10 protein-coding genes are annotated in these 17,027 nt (G+C 74.2%); 9 read left to right on the top strand and 1 reads right to left on the bottom strand.

Annotation, left to right across the window (positions count from 1 at the left end; genetic code table 11):
• Nucleotides 1-8: 8 nt before the first annotated feature.
• The 6 genes from OG574_RS29765 (at nucleotide 9) to OG574_RS29740 (ending at nucleotide 9,030) form a co-directional block, all read left to right on the top strand.
• Nucleotides 9-1,013 (top strand): glutamate ABC transporter substrate-binding protein, encoded by a 1,005-nt coding sequence (locus OG574_RS29765; protein WP_326775715.1) that lies wholly within the window; start codon nucleotides 9-11, stop codon nucleotides 1,011-1,013.
• Between the two features lie 83 nt (nucleotides 1,014-1,096).
• Nucleotides 1,097-2,413 (top strand): hypothetical protein, encoded by a 1,317-nt coding sequence (locus tag OG574_RS29760; RefSeq protein WP_100594154.1) that lies wholly within the window; start codon nucleotides 1,097-1,099, stop codon nucleotides 2,411-2,413.
• Nucleotides 2,410-4,986, top strand: a complete 2,577-nt coding sequence (locus tag OG574_RS29755) for a serine/threonine-protein kinase (protein WP_326775714.1) — start codon at nucleotides 2,410-2,412, stop codon at nucleotides 4,984-4,986. The genes OG574_RS29760 and OG574_RS29755 overlap by 4 nt, the downstream gene beginning before the upstream one ends.
• Nucleotides 4,987-4,990: 4 nt before the next feature.
• Nucleotides 4,991-6,316 carry a PP2C family serine/threonine-protein phosphatase gene (locus OG574_RS29750; protein WP_326775713.1) on the top strand — a complete coding sequence of 442 codons (1,326 nt, stop codon included), beginning with the start codon at nucleotides 4,991-4,993 and terminating at the stop codon, nucleotides 6,314-6,316.
• A gap of 81 nt (nucleotides 6,317-6,397) precedes the next feature.
• Entirely contained in the window at nucleotides 6,398-7,729 is a 1,332-nt protein-coding gene (locus OG574_RS29745; protein WP_326775712.1) for a vWA domain-containing protein, read from the top strand.
• Nucleotides 7,730-7,764: 35 nt separating this feature from the next.
• A complete protein-coding gene (locus OG574_RS29740) occupies nucleotides 7,765-9,030 on the top strand; it encodes an FHA domain-containing protein (RefSeq protein ID WP_326775711.1) in 1,266 nt (421 codons plus the stop codon).
• A gap of 11 nt (nucleotides 9,031-9,041) precedes the next feature.
• Here OG574_RS29740 and OG574_RS29735 read toward each other — a convergent pair whose 3' ends face one another.
• Nucleotides 9,042-10,028 carry a methyltransferase domain-containing protein gene (locus OG574_RS29735; RefSeq protein ID WP_326775710.1) on the bottom strand — a complete coding sequence of 329 codons (987 nt, stop codon included), beginning with the start codon at nucleotides 10,026-10,028 and terminating at the stop codon, nucleotides 9,042-9,044.
• A gap of 220 nt (nucleotides 10,029-10,248) precedes the next feature.
• Between OG574_RS29735 and OG574_RS29730 the strand changes: the two genes are divergently transcribed.
• The 3 genes from OG574_RS29730 (at nucleotide 10,249) to OG574_RS29720 (ending at nucleotide 16,936) form a co-directional block, all read left to right on the top strand.
• A complete protein-coding gene (locus tag OG574_RS29730) occupies nucleotides 10,249-10,653 on the top strand; it encodes a globin (protein WP_326775709.1) in 405 nt (134 codons plus the stop codon).
• A 147-nt stretch (nucleotides 10,654-10,800) separates the two neighbouring features.
• A complete protein-coding gene (locus tag OG574_RS29725; RefSeq protein WP_326775708.1) occupies nucleotides 10,801-14,160 on the top strand; it encodes an FtsX-like permease family protein in 3,360 nt (1,119 codons plus the stop codon).
• A 1-nt stretch (nucleotide 14,161) separates the two neighbouring features.
• On the top strand, nucleotides 14,162-16,936 hold the full coding sequence (locus OG574_RS29720; protein WP_326775707.1) for an FtsX-like permease family protein: 2,775 nt from the start codon (nucleotides 14,162-14,164) through the stop codon (nucleotides 16,934-16,936).
• Nucleotides 16,937-17,027 lie beyond the last annotated feature (91 nt).

The following is a 17,027-nucleotide window of genomic DNA, read 5'->3' as shown; positions in this document are numbered from 1 at the left end:
GGACAGCGATGAGCGCACGGCGTACGCGGATCAGCCTGCGCGGCTGGGGCGGTGTGGCGGCCATGGCGGTCGCCTGCGCCCTGACCGCGGTCTTCGCGCTGCTGCTCCCCCTGACCCGGGGCGCCGTCGGCGACGGCAGCACGGGCGTCGGCGGCCCCGGTCTGGCCACGGGCGTGCAGGCCAGAGCCGACGACTGCACCGAACCGGAGCACAGCCTCTCGCCGTCCGGGAGCGAGTCGGGGGCGGCGGTCAAGGCCATCAAGAAGCGCGGCTACCTCATCGTCGGCGTCGACCAGAACAGCTACCACTGGGGCTACCGCGACCCGAACAAGAAGTCCAGCGAGCTCGAGGGCTTCGACATCGACCTGGCGCACGAGATCGCCCAGAAGATCCTCGGCGACCGCGACCTGATCCGGTTCCGCGCGATCCCGACCAACCAGCGCATCCCGGCGATACAGCACGGGAACGTCGACATGGTCGTCCGCACGATGACGATCAGCTGCGAGCGGCTCAAGGACGTCGCCTTCTCCACGGCGTACTTCCAGACCGGGCAGCAGGTCCTTGCGCCCAAGACCTCCTCGATCACGGGGTACGACAAGTCGCTCGCGGGCAAGCGGATCTGCACGGCGGCCGGCTCGACCGCCTTCGACCGGCTCGACGCGGACCGGAAGGCGGGCACGCTGGCCCCCGGCGCCGACATCTCCACGACGGTGCCGAACCAGCTGGACTGCCTCGTCAGGCTGCAGCTCGGCGAGGTGGACGCCGTGGTCACGGACAGCGCGCTCGCCGCGGGCCAGGCCGCGCAGGACCCCACGGTCGAGCTGAAGGGCACGCCGTTCACCAAGGAGTTCTACGGCGTGGCGATGAAGCGGGGCACGGACGACCTGGTACGCCGGGTCAACCAGGTCCTGGAGGACTTCCGCAAGGACGGCGGCTGGCAGGACTCGTACGACACGTGGCTCAAGGACGGTCTCGGCGCGGCCTCCGGGCCGCCCGCACCGAAGTACAAGTAGCCCCGGCCGGGCGCTACTTGCGGCAACTGCACAGCGGCGGCCGACGGCGGCCGGCGGCAGCGATGTGAACGGAGAGGTGATCGATGGGCGTCACGGGACCCCCCGGTCCGGTGATGGACCGGGACGAGGTGGACCGTGCGCTGGCTCGGCTCGGCGCGGAGCACGAGGCGATCGAGACGTCACTGTTCGCCCTCCAGGACCACGCGGGCCGCAGACTCCTCGAAGGCGCGCGGCTGACCGGCACCACCCATGAGCGCTGGGCCGCCGCGGATCAGGCGATCACCCTGCTGTGGACGTACTTCGACGCGTACACGGCCGCCCTGCGCTCCGCCCGTGAGATACGGGCGCGGCGCCGCTGGTCGAGCCGTGAGGACCTCGTCGAGCTGACCGAGCTGCTGCGCGGCGAGAGCGTGACCGTCGCCGGAAGCGGCCCCTCCACGCCCGCGTCGCTCACCGGCCCCGCCCGGCTCAGCGACCGGTTCACGCTCGCCGACCTGGTCGAGCGGATGAACGACCTGTACGCGAGCTCGCTCGACATGGTGGTCGCCGCCGACGCCGTCTGGTCGGCGCTGCCCGCCCGCATAGACCTCCTCGCCGCCGAGCTGGGCCGCACGCGTCAGCTCGCGCACTCCGTCGGCGTACGGCCGGGTGAGCACCCCTCGGGCGACGACCTGGAGCGGATCACGCACGCGCTGACGCGGCTGCGGGAGGACGTCGTGTCCGATCCGCTGGCGTACTGGCGTTCCGCACCCGGCAGTTCGGCGCCCGGCGGCGGTCGGCCCGACACGACGGCGTACGACCGTGAGGCGCAGGCGCTGGAGGAGGTGCGCCGCGAGATCGACGCGGTGCTGACCGTGCGGCAGGACGCGGAGGTCCGGCTCGGCAGGCTGCGGGACGTCCTCTCGCGCGCCGACCGCACGCTCGCCGAGGCGCGGTCCGCGCGCGGCGAGGTCCTCGCCAAGATCGCCGCGTTCGAGGTGCCCGCGGTCAGCGGCCCGCCGACGGCGCTCCAGGAGCAGCTGGCGACGGCGGCCGAGTACCGCAGATCCGCCCAGTGGCACCGGCTCTCACCGCTTCTGGAGAGCCTGGAGACCAAGGCCGAGGACGAACTCCTGCGGGCGCGCGAGTCGTTGACGGAGGTCACACAGCCTTTGGCGGTCCGCGCCGAGCTGCGCGGCCGTCTCGACGCCTACAAGGCGAAGGTGGCGCGGCTCGGGTTCGCCGAGGACCCGCTGCTCGTGGAGCGTTACGACGCGGCCCGGCGGATGCTGTGGAGCGCGCCCTGCGATCTGCGCGCGGCCGAGGACGCGGTCCTGCGGTACCAGCGGGCGGCCGCCGACGTATTGGTCCCGCGGGTGCCCGAACAGGGCGGTCCCGCCGACCGGAGGGGGGAATCATGAGCGAGCAGCGGCAGTGCCAGCGTCCCGGGTGCGTGGGTTCGTACGAGGACGTGGGCGGCGGGGAGCTGTACTGCGACACCTGCGGTCTGGCCCCGGTGGTCTCGCCGACGGGCATGGTGGGGTCGTCGCCGACGGGCATCACGGGCGGCGGCCGGGGTTCCAACAGCTCGAGTGCGCGCAGCAGTTCGCGGTCGTCGCGGGCCAGCTCGCGCTCCTCGTCGCGCTCCTCGCAGTCGCGCCGGTCGGTCTCGGGCCGGCTGTCGCGCTCCCTGTCGGGGCAGTCGACGTCGCGGTCGGTGTCGGTGCGCAGTTCGGGCGCCTCGGCCGCGTCGTCGGGCCGCGGGCGCCTCGGCGTCGGCCTGGTCCAGGTGCCGGACGTGCCGCGGCCCGACCCGCGGGCGATGGTGCAGGAGAACCCCGAGGTTCCCGAGCGGAAGCGATTCTGCTCGCGCTCGGACTGCGGGGCGCCGGTGGGCCGCGCGCGCGGCGAACGCCCGGGCCGCACGGAGGGGTTCTGCACGAAGTGCGGCCACCCGTACTCGTTCGTGCCGAAGCTGCGTACGGGCGACATCGTGCACGGCCAGTACGAGGTGGTGGGCTGCCTCGCGCACGGCGGGCTCGGCTGGGTCTATCTCGCCGTGGACCGCGCGGTCTCCGACCGCTGGGTCGTCCTCAAGGGCCTCCTCGACACGGGTGACCAGGACGCCATGGCGGCGGCGATCTCGGAGCGGCGCTTCCTCGCCGAGATCGAGCACGCGAACATCGTCCGCATCTACAACTTCGTCGAGCACCTCGACCAGCGCACCGGCTCCATGGACGGCTACATCGTCATGGAGTACGTAGGCGGCAAGTCCCTCAAGGAGATCGCCAACGGGCGCCGCACCCCGACCGGCAAGCGCGACCCGCTCCCGGTCGAGCAGGCCTGCGCGTACGGGATCGAGGCGCTGGAGGCGCTCGGGCACCTGCACAGCCGCAACCTCCTGTACTGCGACTTCAAGGTCGACAACGCGATCCAGACGGAGGACCAGCTCAAGCTCATCGACATGGGCGCGGTCCGCAGGATGGACGACGACGAGTCGGCGATCTACGGGACCGTGGGCTACCAGGCGCCCGAGGTCGCGGACGTCGGCCCCTCGGTCGCCTCCGACCTGTACACGGTGGCGCGCACACTGGCCGTCCTGACCTTCGACTTCCAGGGCTACACGAACGTCTTCGCGGACTCCCTGCCCGACCCCGACAGCATCGAGGTCTTCCGCACGTACGAGTCGTTCTACCGGCTGCTCGTACGCGCCACCGACCCCGACCCCGCCCGCCGGTTCGCGTCCGCGCAGGAGATGGCGGAGCAGCTCACCGGCGTACTGCGCGAGGTCGTGGCCCTCCAGACGGGCCGTCCGCGGCCTGCGCTCTCGACGCTGTTCGGGCCCGAGGTCAAGGTCACGGACACGGAGTTGTTCGCGCAGCTGACGGGCGATGTGTCGCGGTTCGGGGTACGGGCGGAGCCGGTGCGACGGAAGGGACGGGGTGCACAGCAGGCCGCGCCCGCACTCCCGTCGGCCGGCGTGCCCACCGCGCTCCCGGGCACTCCCGGCTCCCCTGGCTCGCCCGGCGCCCCCGCCTCGTTGGTGAAGCCCCTCAACGCCGCCGCCACCGCGCTCGCGCTCCCCGTGCCGAGGGTCGACCCCGGCGACCCGAACGCCGGGTTCCTCGCGGGGCTCATGGCGTCCGCTCCGGGCGAGCTCATCACCGCGCTGCGCGCCGCGCCCGCCACCTCCTTGGAACTGCGCCTGCGTGAGCTGCGGGCCCGCCTCGAAATGGGTGAACTGGTCTCCGCCGCCCATGCGTTGGCGGAGCTGGAGGCGCAGCACCCGGACGACTGGCGGGTCGTCTGGTACCGCGGGGTCGCGGCGCTCGCGACCGGCGACCACACGAACGCGGCCCTGTCGTTCGACGCGATCTACGACGCGTTCCCGGGTGAGCCCGCCCCGAAGCTCGCGCTCGGCGTGTGCGCGGAGGTACTCGGCCAGCTGGACAACGCGGCGGAGTACTACCGCCTCGTCTGGGCCACCGACCCCAGCTATGTGAGCGCCGCGTTCGGCCTGGCCCGGGTGCAGCTCGCCGCGGGCGACCGGCACGGCGCCGTGCACACCCTGGAGTCCGTACCGGAGTCGTCGATCCACTACACGGCGGCCCGGGTCGCCGCGGTGCGGGCCAGACTGCGGCAGCGGATGGCGGAGGCGGCCGCCGCGCACGGGCCGCTGCTCGACGACCTGACGGCCGCGGCGGGCCAGGTCGAGGCGCTGGACGGGTTCGGCCTCGACGCGGTGCGCCGGGAGCGGTTGTCCACCGAGGTCCTTGGCACGGCGCTCGACTGGGTACTCTCCGGTAGTCAAGGTTCCGCTCCACACCAGGGACCCGTGAGGACCCTGGTGCTGGGGAACGATCTGGACGAGCGGGGGCTGCGTCTCGGCCTCGAGCGCTCGTACCGGACATTGGCCAGGCTCGCTCAGGTTGGCGAGGAGAGGATCGAACTGGTGGAGCGGGCGAACCGTTACCGTCCACGGACGTGGGTGTGAGTTGATGTCGCAGATGCCTCGGCCGACGGCCATGTCGACGTGCCCCAGCTGCGAGGAGCCCCTCGAGTCGGGTGACCGCTTCTGCGGCGCGTGCGGGTACGACCTGTCGGCGGTGCCGGCCCCGCCGGACGACCTGCCGGCGCTCACGCCGGCCGCGGACGGCGCGGTGCCGGCGGGGAATCCCGCCGTGGACTGGCCCTCCGCCCCCGAGCTCGACAGCTCCGACACCCCGGCGCCCGTGCATCTGCCCACCGACCTCCAGGGCACCGACTCGGGCGGCTCCGAACTGCCGTCGGCCATGCGCTTCGACGGGGTCCCCGAGCAGGCGGGTGAGTCCGCCGCCGGCGACTACACGCTGCCCGCCCCCGATCCCCGTACCGTGCCGCCCGAGTCGCTCGCGACCCCGCCCGCGGGCACGAAGCTCTGCGTGGCGTGCCGCGCCGGGCAGGTCGACCGGGACGGCTACTGCGAGAACTGCGGGCACGCGCAGCCGCGCGAGCGCGATCACATGGAGCAGGAGCTGGGCGCGGTCGCCGCGGTCAGCGACCGGGGGCTGCGCCACCACCGCAACGAGGACGCGTTCGCGATCGCGTCGGCCGCGCTGCCCGACGGGACACCGTCCGTCGTCTCGATCGTCTGCGACGGCGTCTCCTCGGCCACCCGCCCCGACGAGGCGTCCCTCGCCGCGTCGCGCGCCGCGAGCGAGGCGCTCCTGGAGTCCCTGCCGCGCGGCACGCATCCGCAGCAGGCCATGCACGACGCGATCGTCGTGGCGGCCGAGGCGGTCAACACCCTGGCTCAGGAGCCCGGTTCGGCCCGTGAGCACGCCCCCCACCAGAACGCGCCCGCGTGCACGCTGGTCGGCGCGATCGTCGCCAAGGACCTGCTGATCGTCGGCTGGGTCGGCGACTCGCGCGCCTACTGGGTGCCCGACGACCGCACGGCCCCCGCGGCCCGCCTCACCGAGGACGACTCGTGGGCGGCGCAGATGGTCGCGGCAGGCCTGATGAACGAGGCGGAGGCGTACGCGGACGAGCGCGCCCACGCGATCACGGGCTGGCTCGGCGCGGACGCCTACGAACTGGAGCCGCACACGGCCTCGTTCAAGCCGGACCGTCCCGGGGTGGTCGTGGTGTGCACGGACGGGCTGTGGAACTACGCGGAAGCCGCGGAGGAGATGGCCAGGGTCATCCCGGCCGACGCGGCGCACCGTCCGCTGCACAGCGCCCAGGTCCTGGTGGGCCACGCGCTCGACGGCGGCGGGCACGACAACGTAACAGTGGCCGTGCTGCCGTTCCCCGTACCGCCCGCGGGGGCAGGATCGGCGTAGACCGGGCGGCGCGGGGAAGTCGCCGGGTCGTCGGGGAAGTTCCACGTAGGTGCACGAAGGTGTAGGGGGGGACCAACAACCATGGCCAAGTTCTCTAAGTCGAACGCTCCGCAGTTCTCGGTCGACGTCTACCAGAACGAGTTCCTGCCGGAGGGCGGCCGCGAGGTCAACGCGATCGTGACCGTGACGTCGACGGGCGGCGGCGCGGTGGCCGCTCCGCAGTTCTACGCCGCGGGCCGGGGGGCCGACACGGCGGTCGCGCTGATGGTCGACTGCTCGGGCTCGATGGACTACCCGCCGACGAAGATGCGCAACGCCCGTGACGCCACCGCCGCCGCGATCGACACCCTGCGCGACGGTGTGCACTTCGCCGTGATCGGCGGGACGCATGTGGCGAAGGAGGTCTTCCCTGGAGGTGGCCGGCTCGCGGTCGCCGACGCGCAGACCCGCGACCAGGCCAAGCAGGCCCTGCGCAAGCTGTCCGCGGGCGGCGGCACCGCGATCGGCACCTGGCTGCGCCTCGCCGACCGGCTCCTGTCCGCCGCCGACGTGTCGATACGGCACGGCATCCTGCTGACCGACGGGCGCAACGAGCACGAGTCGCCCGAGGACCTGAAGGCCGCGCTCGACGCGTGCGCGGGCCGCTTCACGTGCGACGCGCGCGGCGTGGGGACGGACTGGGAGGTCAAGGAGGTCACGGGGATCGCCTCGGCCATGCTCGGCAGCGCCGACATCGTCGCGGACCCGGCGGGCCTGGCCGCCGACTTCACGCGGATGATGGAGACGGCGATGGGCAAGGAGGTCGCGGACGTCGCGCTGCGGCTGTGGACGCCGCTCGGCGCCGAGATCAAGTTCGTGAAGCAAGTGGCGCCCACCGTCGAGGAGTTGACGGACCGTCGCGTCGAGGTGGGGCCCCGCGCGGGCGACTACCCGACGGGTTCGTGGGGCGACGAGTCCCGCGACTACCACGTCTGCGTACAGGTCCCGAACGCCGAGCTCGGCCAGGAGATGCTGGCGGGCCGCGTCTCGCTGGTGGTCCCGGGGGCCGACGGCGGCGTGCAGAACCTGGCGCAGGGACTCGTACGGGCCGTGTGGACGGACGACATGACGGCGTCCACGTCGATCAATCCGCAGGTCGCGCACTACACGGGTCAGGCGGAACTGGCACAGGTCATCCAGCAGGGTCTGGATGCCCGCAAAGCGGGCGACGCGGACGGGGCGACGGCCAAGCTGGGGCGCGCGGTGCAGCTCGCCGCGGCCTCCGGGAACGCGGATACGGCCAAACTGCTCTCGAAGGTGGTGGACGTGGTCGACGCCGCGGAAGGTACTGTTCGATTGAAGGCCAAGGTCGCCGAGGCTGACGAAATGACCCTCGAGACCCGGTCCACGAAGACTGTCCGTGTCAAGAAGTGATGACGTAGCGAAGTAACGGAGGGGGAAGCGCCGACATGCCGACCTGCCCGAACGGACACCAGTCGGGTTCCGACGACTGGTGCGAGGTCTGCGGTCACCGCATGGCCGGTGCCGTACCCCCGCCCCCTCCGCCGCCGCCCGCGGCCGCCGGTTACGGCTACCCGCAGGGTGGCCAGACCCCGCCTCCCGGCTACGGCTACCCGCCGCCGGCGAACGCGGGGCAGTCCGCTCCGCCGCCCGGCGCCGGCCCCGAGCTGTGCCCGCAGTGCCGCACGCCCCGTGAGGGCGGCGCGCCGTTCTGCGAGGAGTGCCGGTGGAACTTCCTGACGAACACGGCCACGTCCTACACGCCGGCCGCGCCGAACCCGCCGATGCCCGGCCCCGGTCAAGGTCCCGGTCAAGGTCCCGGCCAGGGCCCCGTCGGCCCGAACCCGGCGCTCCGCTTCCAGCAGCAGCCGCCCGGTCCCGGTGACTCGTTCGAGTACCAGGGCTCGCGGCCCTCGCAGATGAACCGGCCCGCCGAGCCGATCCCGCCGTTCGGCGGCGACGCGGCGCAGGGCCCGCCGCCCCCGCCGGGTCCCCGCACGGGTGGCGCCCCGCAGGCATTCCAGCAGCCAGGTACGCCGGCGGCCCCGCAGGCATTCCAGCAGCCGGGTCCGCCCGCCCCGCCCGCGTTCCCGCAGGAGACCGGCCGCCCGCAGGGTCCGCCGCCTCCCCCGGGTCCCTCGGGTCCGTCCTTCGGCGGCGGTGACGACTGGGTGCTCTCACCCCCGTCGGCCCCGGCGCAGCAGGGTCCGGGTCCCGGTGCGACCGAGGCGCCGGGCGGCCCGCAGGGCTTCCCGCCGCCGCAGCAGACCCAGGCCCCTCAGGCGCCCCAGGGTTTCCAGCAGCAGCCGGTTTCCTGGAGCGCGACGATCGGCCCGGACCGCGAGTACTTCATGGCGATGATGCACCGCAGCGGGCCCGAGGCCTCGGGCCTGAACCTGCCGGCGTACTCGCCCGAGCAGCAGCGCCGGCTCACCGGGAACCAGCTGACGATCGGCCGTCGCCGCCACTCCACGGGCGACACCCCCGACATCGATCTGTCGGTGCCGCCGGAGGACCCGGGCGTCTCGCATCAGCACGCGGTGCTGGTACAGCAGCCGGACGGATCATGGGCGGTCGTCGACCAGAACTCGACGAACGGCACCACGGTCAACGGCGGCGACGAGCCCATCCAGCCCTTCGTCCCCGTGCCGCTCCAGGACGGCGACCGGGTGCACGTGGGCGCCTGGACGACGATCACGATCCACCGGGGCTAGCCCCTCTGCGGCTACATCCGGTCCGGCCGCAGTGACCAGGCGTACGGCCCTTCGGGGTCGTCCAGCCAGGCCCACTCGAGCTCGCCGCTGACCGTGATGCCGAACCGTTCCCGCACGGGCCGTCCCTCCCGCTCCCACAGGGCGAGGGCCTCGTGCGGGTCGAGCCGGCCCGCGGTCAGCGAGAGCAGGAACCGGAACAGCTCGTCGGCGATGACCCTGCGGGGCAGCCCGCCGATGTGCTGCACCGGTTCCTCGCCCTGCGTCCCGCCGCGCAGGGGCACGAAGTAGGCGGGCGTGTGCAGGAAGCGGCCCTCGGCGTGGCCGGCCTCGCGCACCGTGAGCAGGATCAGACCGGTCGCGAGGGGCGCCAGGATGCGCGCCCCCGGCCGGCACTGCGCGGGCCAGGCACTGGGCACGGCCCGCAGTGCGCAGGTCGCGATGATCCGGTCGTACGGGGCGTGCTCGGGGCAGCCGGTCGCACCGTCGCCCGTGACGACGGCCGGCCGGAAGCCCGCCGCGGCGAGGTGCCGGCGCGCGGTCTCGGTGATCTCCGGGTCCAGATCGACCGTGGTGACGTTCTCGTCGCCTGCGCGGCGGGCGAGCAGCGCGGCGTTGTAGCCGGTGCCCGCGCCGATCTCCAGGACGCGGTCCCCCTCGTGTACGTCCAGCTCGATGAGCATCCGTGCCATCAGGGACGGCTGGCTGCTGGACGAGACCAGTTCCCCGTCGCGGACCCGGGTGGCGAGCGGCTCGTCGGCGTAGGCGCCGCGCAGCCAGCGCTCCCGCTGCCGCGGGTCGGGGTCCTCGCGCCACAGCCGCCGATAGCCGGTCGGCGCCGGAAGGTAGTAGTAGGGCACGAACACATGGCGCGGGACCTGCTCGAACACCTCGCGCCAGGCCGGGTCGCCGTCGAAGGCCCCGCTCACGGCGATCTCCCGCACGAGCGCGGCCCGCGCCGCCTCGGCTCCCGCCTCCGGGTCCGTGCCTTGTGCGCCCATACGTCCACTGTGCTGTGCCTGGGGCGTAAGAGCGAGCCCCCGTCCGGGGTGTACTCCGGTGCTGGAAGGGCAGGGCCGGCGGGCAGGGCCTAAGCCTCAAGTCCTCGTCCCGGTCGTCTGAGACGATGGACACGTGCTGCATTTCCCGGGGGACCACCCCGGGACCCCCGGCCGGAAAGGCATCGGGGTGACCCGAGCGAGAGTTGTGAGGCCCACCGACGTGACCGAGATTCCGCGCGGCACGCTTCAGGAGCAGACCTTCTACGAGCAGGTCGGCGGCGAGGAGACCTTCCGGCGCCTGGTCCACCGCTTCTACGAGGGGGTCGCCCAGGACCCGCTGCTGCGGCCGATGTACCCGGAGGAGGATCTGGGTCCGGCCGAGGAGCGCCTCACGCTGTTCCTGATGCAGTACTGGGGCGGTCCCCGCACCTACAGCGACAACCGGGGCCACCCGCGTCTGCGGATGCGGCACGCGCCGTTCGCCGTGGACCGGGCGGCGCACGACGCGTGGCTGCGGCACATGCGGACCGCGGTCGACGAGCTCGGCCTGTCCGAGGAGCACGAGCACACGCTCTGGAACTACCTGACGTATGCCGCGGCTTCGATGGTGAACACGGCGGGCTGATACGCCGCTGTCCGATACGCCTGCGCCGTTATCCGATGTGGCGCCGCCGATATCCGGTTGAAACCCCTTCCCCAACTCCGTTCGCTCTGAAAGCATCCGGACAGACTTTCGGGGGATGTGCGGCGCAGAGCGGGTACGGGGGCAGGGGTGTCGGGATTTGTCCTACTCAGGGTGCGCGCGCACCGGTTGCTCCTGACCGCTGCGCTTCTCGCGGTCCTGCTGACGACGTCCGTTCTCGCGATGCTCAGCGCCTTCTCGGGCGCGATCGGTGACGCCGCTCTGCGGAACAGCCTGCGCACCCGCGACGCCGCGACCACGGCGCTGACGGTCAAGGCCGATGTGCCCGCCGAGGGCCGCGAGGCGGCGGACGCCGCGGTCCGCTCCGGGGCGCGGGACATCTTCGGCGGGCTGCCGGTGAGCGTGCAGACGCTGATGAGGTCGGGCCCGTACGCGCTGCCGCGCTCGCTCCAGCCGCCGGCCGCCCGCTCCGGGAACCCCGACCTGACCCAGTTCGCGGCGCTGGAGCGCGGCGAGGTCCGCATCACGAAGGGCCGCGCCCCCAAGGCGGCGCAAGGATCCAAGGCGCCACACGGATCCAGGGCGCCCGTCGAGGCTGCGCTCCCCGAGGCCGCCGCCCGGCAGCTGAAGCTGCACCCCGGCGACAAGCTCACGCTGAAGGACCGCCTCGGCGGCCCCACGGTGTCGGTCGTGCTCACCGGCGTGTACCAGCCCGTCAGGCTGACCGCCCCCTACTGGAAGCTCGACGACCTCGGCGGCCGCGGCATCCAGAAGATCTCCTTCACGACGTACGGGCCCCTGCTCACCGCCCCCTCCGTCCTCGCGGCCGGCCGGGTCTCCGCCGGGAAGTCGGCCTGGCTGGCGTCCGCCGACTTCTCGTCGGTGACGACGGCGGACATCGACGCGCTGCGCACCGGCGCCCGCGAAGGCACCAAGGCGCTCCTGCGCGAGAAGGCGCTCGCCGGCACGACCGGGGTGAACACCTCGCTGCCGGAGACCCTCGACCGGGCGGAGCGCGCCCTGCTCGTCTCCCGCTCCACCCTCCTCATCGTCGCGCTCCAGCTCGTCCTGCTCGCCACGTACACGCTGCTCCTGGTCGCCCGGCTGCTGAGCACGGAGCGCGCGGGCGAGACGTGGATGCTGCGGGCGCGCGGCGGTTCGCGGGCCCGGGTGACCTCGCTCGCGGCGATCGAGGCGCTGCTGCTCGCGCTGCCCGCGGCCGTGTGCGCGCCGCTCCTCGCGGGCCCGCTGATCCGGCTGCTGTCCTCCTGGGGTGCCCTGTCGCGGATCGGGCTGCGGCTCGACGTCGAGGCCGGCCGCGGGGTGTGGCTCGTCGCCCTGGCGGTCGCGGTGGGCTGCGCGCTCGCCGTGACGGTGCCCTCGCTGAGCGCCGCAGGTCCCGAGCGCGGCCGCGCCAGGTCGCTGCCGGCGCCGCTGCGGGCGGGCGCCGACGTGGGCCTCCTGGTCATCGCGGCCGTGGCGTACTGGCAGTTGGACCGGCAGACGTCCGGTTCGGGCGCGCTCAGCAGCAACACCTCGGGCACCCTCGGCATCGACCCGCTCCTCGTCACGGCCCCCGCCCTGGCCCTGCTCGCCGGTACGGTCCTGACGCTGCGGCTGCTGCCGCCCGCCGCGAAGCTCGCGGAGCGCCGCGCGGCCGGCGGGCGCGGACTGCCGGCGGCGCTCGCGGGCTGGCAGTTCAGCCGCCGCCCGCTGCGCGGCGCGGGCCCCGTCCTGCTCCTCGTACTCGCGGTCGCCATGGGCATGTTGGCGATCGGGCAGGGAGCGTCCTGGAACCGCTCGCAGGAGGACCAGGCGGACTTCCGGGCGGGCGCCTCCCTCCGCGTCCTCGCACCGGGAGGCGGGCTCGGCCAGGCCGGGGTCTACGCGGCGGCTCCCGGCGTACGGGACGCGGCGCCCGCCGTGCGCGCCACGATGCCCCTGAGCGGAGGCCGGGAAGCGACGCTCCTGGCCCTCGACACGGCACACGCCACGGACCACTTGATGCTGCGCGACGACCTGTCGGAGAAGTCCCCTTCGCGGCTGCTGTCGTCGCTGCGCACCGGCGGCCACGACCGCTCCCCCGGCGTCGTACTGCCCGCCGACGCGACCGGCGCCACCCTCACCCTGCGCCTGAGCACGCCCGCCCGTCCGCACGACGCCTCGCCGTCCGATGTGAAGGGCAGCGTCACCGCGACCGTCGAGGACCGCTACGGAATCCCGTACCAGCTGTTCCTGGACGACCTGCCCGCCGACGGGCGCGCGCACCGGCTCGCCATGAGCCTCGGCGGGGGCGGCTCCATCTCCCTCGAGCGGCCCGCGACCCCGCTGACCCTGACCGGCCTGGCCCTCGACATCGACCAGCCCGTCACCGAGACGGTGAAGCACCGCCTGACGTTCGAGGGACTGCGGTCCGTGAACGCGGCAGGGGCGCAGCAGTCGCTGAAGCTGGGCACGCGGTGGCGGGCGTCCGCGCAGGGCGGCTCGGAAGAAGACGGTGGCGCCCGGCCCGGCGCCCCGGTGCTCGAACGGCAGTCGGACGGCCAGGTGTCCGTCGGGTTCGACACCGGGCGGCTCAATCCGCTGACCATCCCGTTCGGGGCGCCGCCCAGCATGAGCGTCCGGCTCACCGCGAAGCGACCCGCGGTCAAGGAGGTCACGGCCGTGGCCACCGACCGCTTCCTGCGCTCGTCCGGCGCGAAGGTCGGGTCCACCGTCGCGGTCCCCGTCGGCGGCTCGCCCCTCAAGGTCCGGATCTCGGCGAGCGTACGCGCCCTGCCGACCACGGGACCCGAGGCCGGGGCCGACACCACGGCCGAGGCGGACGCCGGCCCCGAGTCCGCCGACGGGGGCGCCCTGTTGCTCGATCTGCGCGCCCTGAACCGAGCGCTCACCGACCGGCACAAGGAGCCCGCCCTGCCCGGCGAGTGGTGGCTGAGCACCGAGCCCGGCCGCAGTGCCGAGGCCGCCGCCGCGCTGCGCGCCCGCCCCGACGCCGAGCCGGCGCAGGTCGTCGTGCGGTCCGAGATCGCCGAGTCGCTGCGCGACGACCCGCTCGGCGCGGGACCGCAGTCGGCGCTCGCCGCGGCCGCCGTCGCCGCCGCCCTCCTCGCCGCGGTCGGGTTCGCCGTCAACACCGCGGGTTCGATGCGCGAGCGCGGCAACGAGTTCGCGATCCTGCGGGCGCTCGGCGCGCCCCGGCGCCAGCTCGCCCGCCTCGTCGCCGCCGAGCAGGGCATCCTGGTCGCGCTCGCCCTCCTGGTGGGACTGGCCCTCGGGACGTTTCTCACGAGAGCCGTCGTGCCGCTCGTCGTACTCACCGGGCAGGCCATCCAGCCGATGCCCCGGGTCCTGGTCGAACTGCCGTGGGGGCAGGTCCTGTTGCTCCTCGCGGGCGTCGCGGTGACGCCCGTCCTGATCACCGCGGGCCTCGCCCTGCGCCGGCCGCCGGACGCCGCCATCACACTGCGCCGCCAGGGGAGTGAGTGACATGACGCCACCGACCGTCGCCCCCTGGGTGCGCACCCGCCTGCGCACCGCGCCCGGCGCCGCCTGGGCGCTCGCGCTCCTGGTCGCCCTCACGTCCTTCCTGGCCGCCGTGTTCCCGCGGGCCGTCGAGGACTACGAGGACGCGGGCCTGCGCCACGCGGTCTCGGCCGAGGCGCCCCCGCGCACCGTCCTCACGCTCACCGCGGAGGCCGGCTCCGAACAGGAGTCGGTCGCTCGGGACGAGATGATGCGCTCCGAGTCCATGAGCACCGCGTACGAGGACGTCCTCGACTCCCTGCGCGCGCCGCTCGCCGTGGACAGGACGCAGTCCTCGTACGGGCTGCGCACCACCACGCTGCTGAAGGCGGCCACCGACAGGTGGCTGCCGCGGCCCGACGGGCTGCCCGCCGAGTTCACCCTCTCCGCGCAGAGCGGCCTCGCCCGGCACAGTACGGTCGCGGCGGGGCGGCTGCCGCGCGCGGCGGGCACGGTCACCTGGGAGACGACCGAGGTGGAGGGCGCGGTGACGGCCGCGACCGCGAAGGCGCTGCACATCAGGCCCGGTTCGGTGATCCATGTGCCCGCCGTGATGAAGGGCTACGTGTCCGTGCGCATCACCGGTGTCCTCAAGGTGCGGGACCCCAAGGCGTCGTACTGGGCGGCCGCTCCGGCCCTCGCCGCCCCGTCGCTGCACCAGACCCAGGGGAGGCCTCCGTCGGACTTCTGGGTCGGCGGGCTCCTCCTCGCGCCCGACGCGGCGCCCGCGCTGCTCGGCACGGCCGGCGACCCCGAGCGATTCTGGCAGCTGGCGCCCGACCTGGGCTCCCTCGATGCGCGCACCATGCCCGCCCTCAAGTCCGCTCTCGCCTATACGGAGAACGGCCCGGGTCTGCTCGCGGTGCGCGTGGCCACGGGCGGCGACACCGAGGTCGCCACGGGACTCGACGAGTTCATCACCGGCTACCAGGAACTGCGGTCCCGTATCGGCCCGGTCGTCTCCGTCGCCGCGTACGGCACCGGCACGGTGGCCTGCATCGTGCTCCTGATGGCGGGGGGCCTGGCCGCCGAGCGGCGCCGTGCCGAGTTCACCGTCCTGCGTTCGCGCGGCGGTTCGGTGCGCGGGCTCGCCGGGCGGCTGCTCGCCGAGACGGCGGTCGTGGCGGTGCCCGCGGGCGCGGCCGGACTCGCGCTCGCGCTGGTCGCGGTCCGGCACGGCCGCTGGCAGCCCGCCGTGCTCGCGGCCGCCGGGGTCGTCCTGCTCACGTGCCTCGCGCTGCCCCTGCGGGCCGCCGCCGCGCACCGCCGCGTCCAGGTGGGCGGCGCGCGCGACGACCTCGCCCACGCCCGCCCCTCGCGCCGGCGCACGGTCGCCGAACTCACCCTGCTCGTCCTGGCTGTCGCGTCCATCGTGGCGCTGCGCCGCCGGGGGACGGCCGACGGCGGGGACAGCCTGGTCGCGCTCGCGCCGGTCCTGGTCGGGGTCGTCGCCGCGTTCGTCCTCGTGCGCGTGTATCCGCTGCCGCTGCGCTGGCTGGCCCGCCCGGCAGGCCGGCTGCGCGGCGTCGTCGGCTATCTGTCGCTCGCGAGGACGGGCCGCGCGACGGCCGGTGCCGGTACGGCGGTGCTCCCGCTGCTCGCGCTGCTCACGGCGCTGACGACGGCCGCGTTCGGCGGTTCGGTCCTCTCGGGGATCGATCACGAGCGGGACCGGGCGGCGGTCCTCGCGACCGGGGCGGACGCCCGCGTCGAGTCCGGCTCCGCGCTGCCCACCGCCCTCACCGGACAGGTCAGGAAGATCCCCGGGGTGCGGGACGTGTCGCCGCTCACGCTGCGGTACGACGCCGAACCGAAGGACGGCCGGCGCCAGGTTCCGCTCGCGGCCGTGGACACCGCGTCGTACGCGCGCCTGGCCGCCCGTACGGACCTCGGGGCGTTCCCCGCCGGAGCCCTGACGACGAACGCCGCGCGGCCCGGTACCGCCGCGTCCCCGCTCCCCGTACTGGCCTCCCCCTCGATGCGGGACGTCTTCGGGACCGGGCCGTTCTCGCTGTTGATGGACGGCGAGGACATCGTGCTGCGCGTCTCCGCGGTCCGTACGACCACGCCCGCGCTGTCCGACGACTTCCTGGTGGTCGACCGGGCGGCCCTGGCCCGCCGGGTCGGTGTCGACCAGAAGGCCAACCAGGGCATCGCACCCCGCTACCTGCCCAGCTCCCTCCTCGTCACCGGCGACCACATCGACGGGCCCGCCCTGCGCAAGGCCGCGGGCTCCGAGGTGTCGGTGCGGCTGCGCGCCACCGAACGCGCCCGGTACGTCGACTCGCCCCTGCAGACCGGCGCCGCCCGCGTCTACTCGGCGGCCGTCGTCATCGGCGCGGGGTACGCGGCCCTGACCCTGCTTCTCGCCCTGGCACGCGCCGCCCCCGAACGCACCGCGCTCCTCGCGCGCCTGCGCACCATGGGCCTCACCCGCCGGCAGGCCCGCCGCCTCCTGATCCTCGAAGCGCTCCCCCAGGCCGTGCTCGCCGCGGCGGGCGGCGCCCTCACGGGGTGGGCCGCGATCCGGCTCCTCGCGCCGGGCCTCGACCTGACGGGGCTGGCCCTGGCGTCGGCGGGCGGCGGGGGCCCGGTGGCACAGCTGCGCACCGACGCCCTGTCGCTCCTGCTGCCCGCGCTGTGCGTCGTCCTGCTCGCCACGGCCGTGGCGGCCGGTCAGGCCTGGTGGACCGGACGGCGGGGATTCGTACGGGAGTTGAGAGCGGGGGAAACGTCATGAACCGATGCGGGCGGCCGGCATACGACCACGGCCTCACGGCAGCAACAGGATCAGCCACGGCGAGGGCCGAAGGGACACCGGGAGAGACCTC

Source organism: Streptomyces sp. NBC_01445, assembly GCF_035918235.1.
In the GTDB taxonomy this organism is placed as follows: domain Bacteria; phylum Actinomycetota; class Actinomycetes; order Streptomycetales; family Streptomycetaceae; genus Streptomyces.
Note: the sequence above shows the minus strand (reverse complement) of the source record. Positions and strands in the feature narration are given on the sequence as shown.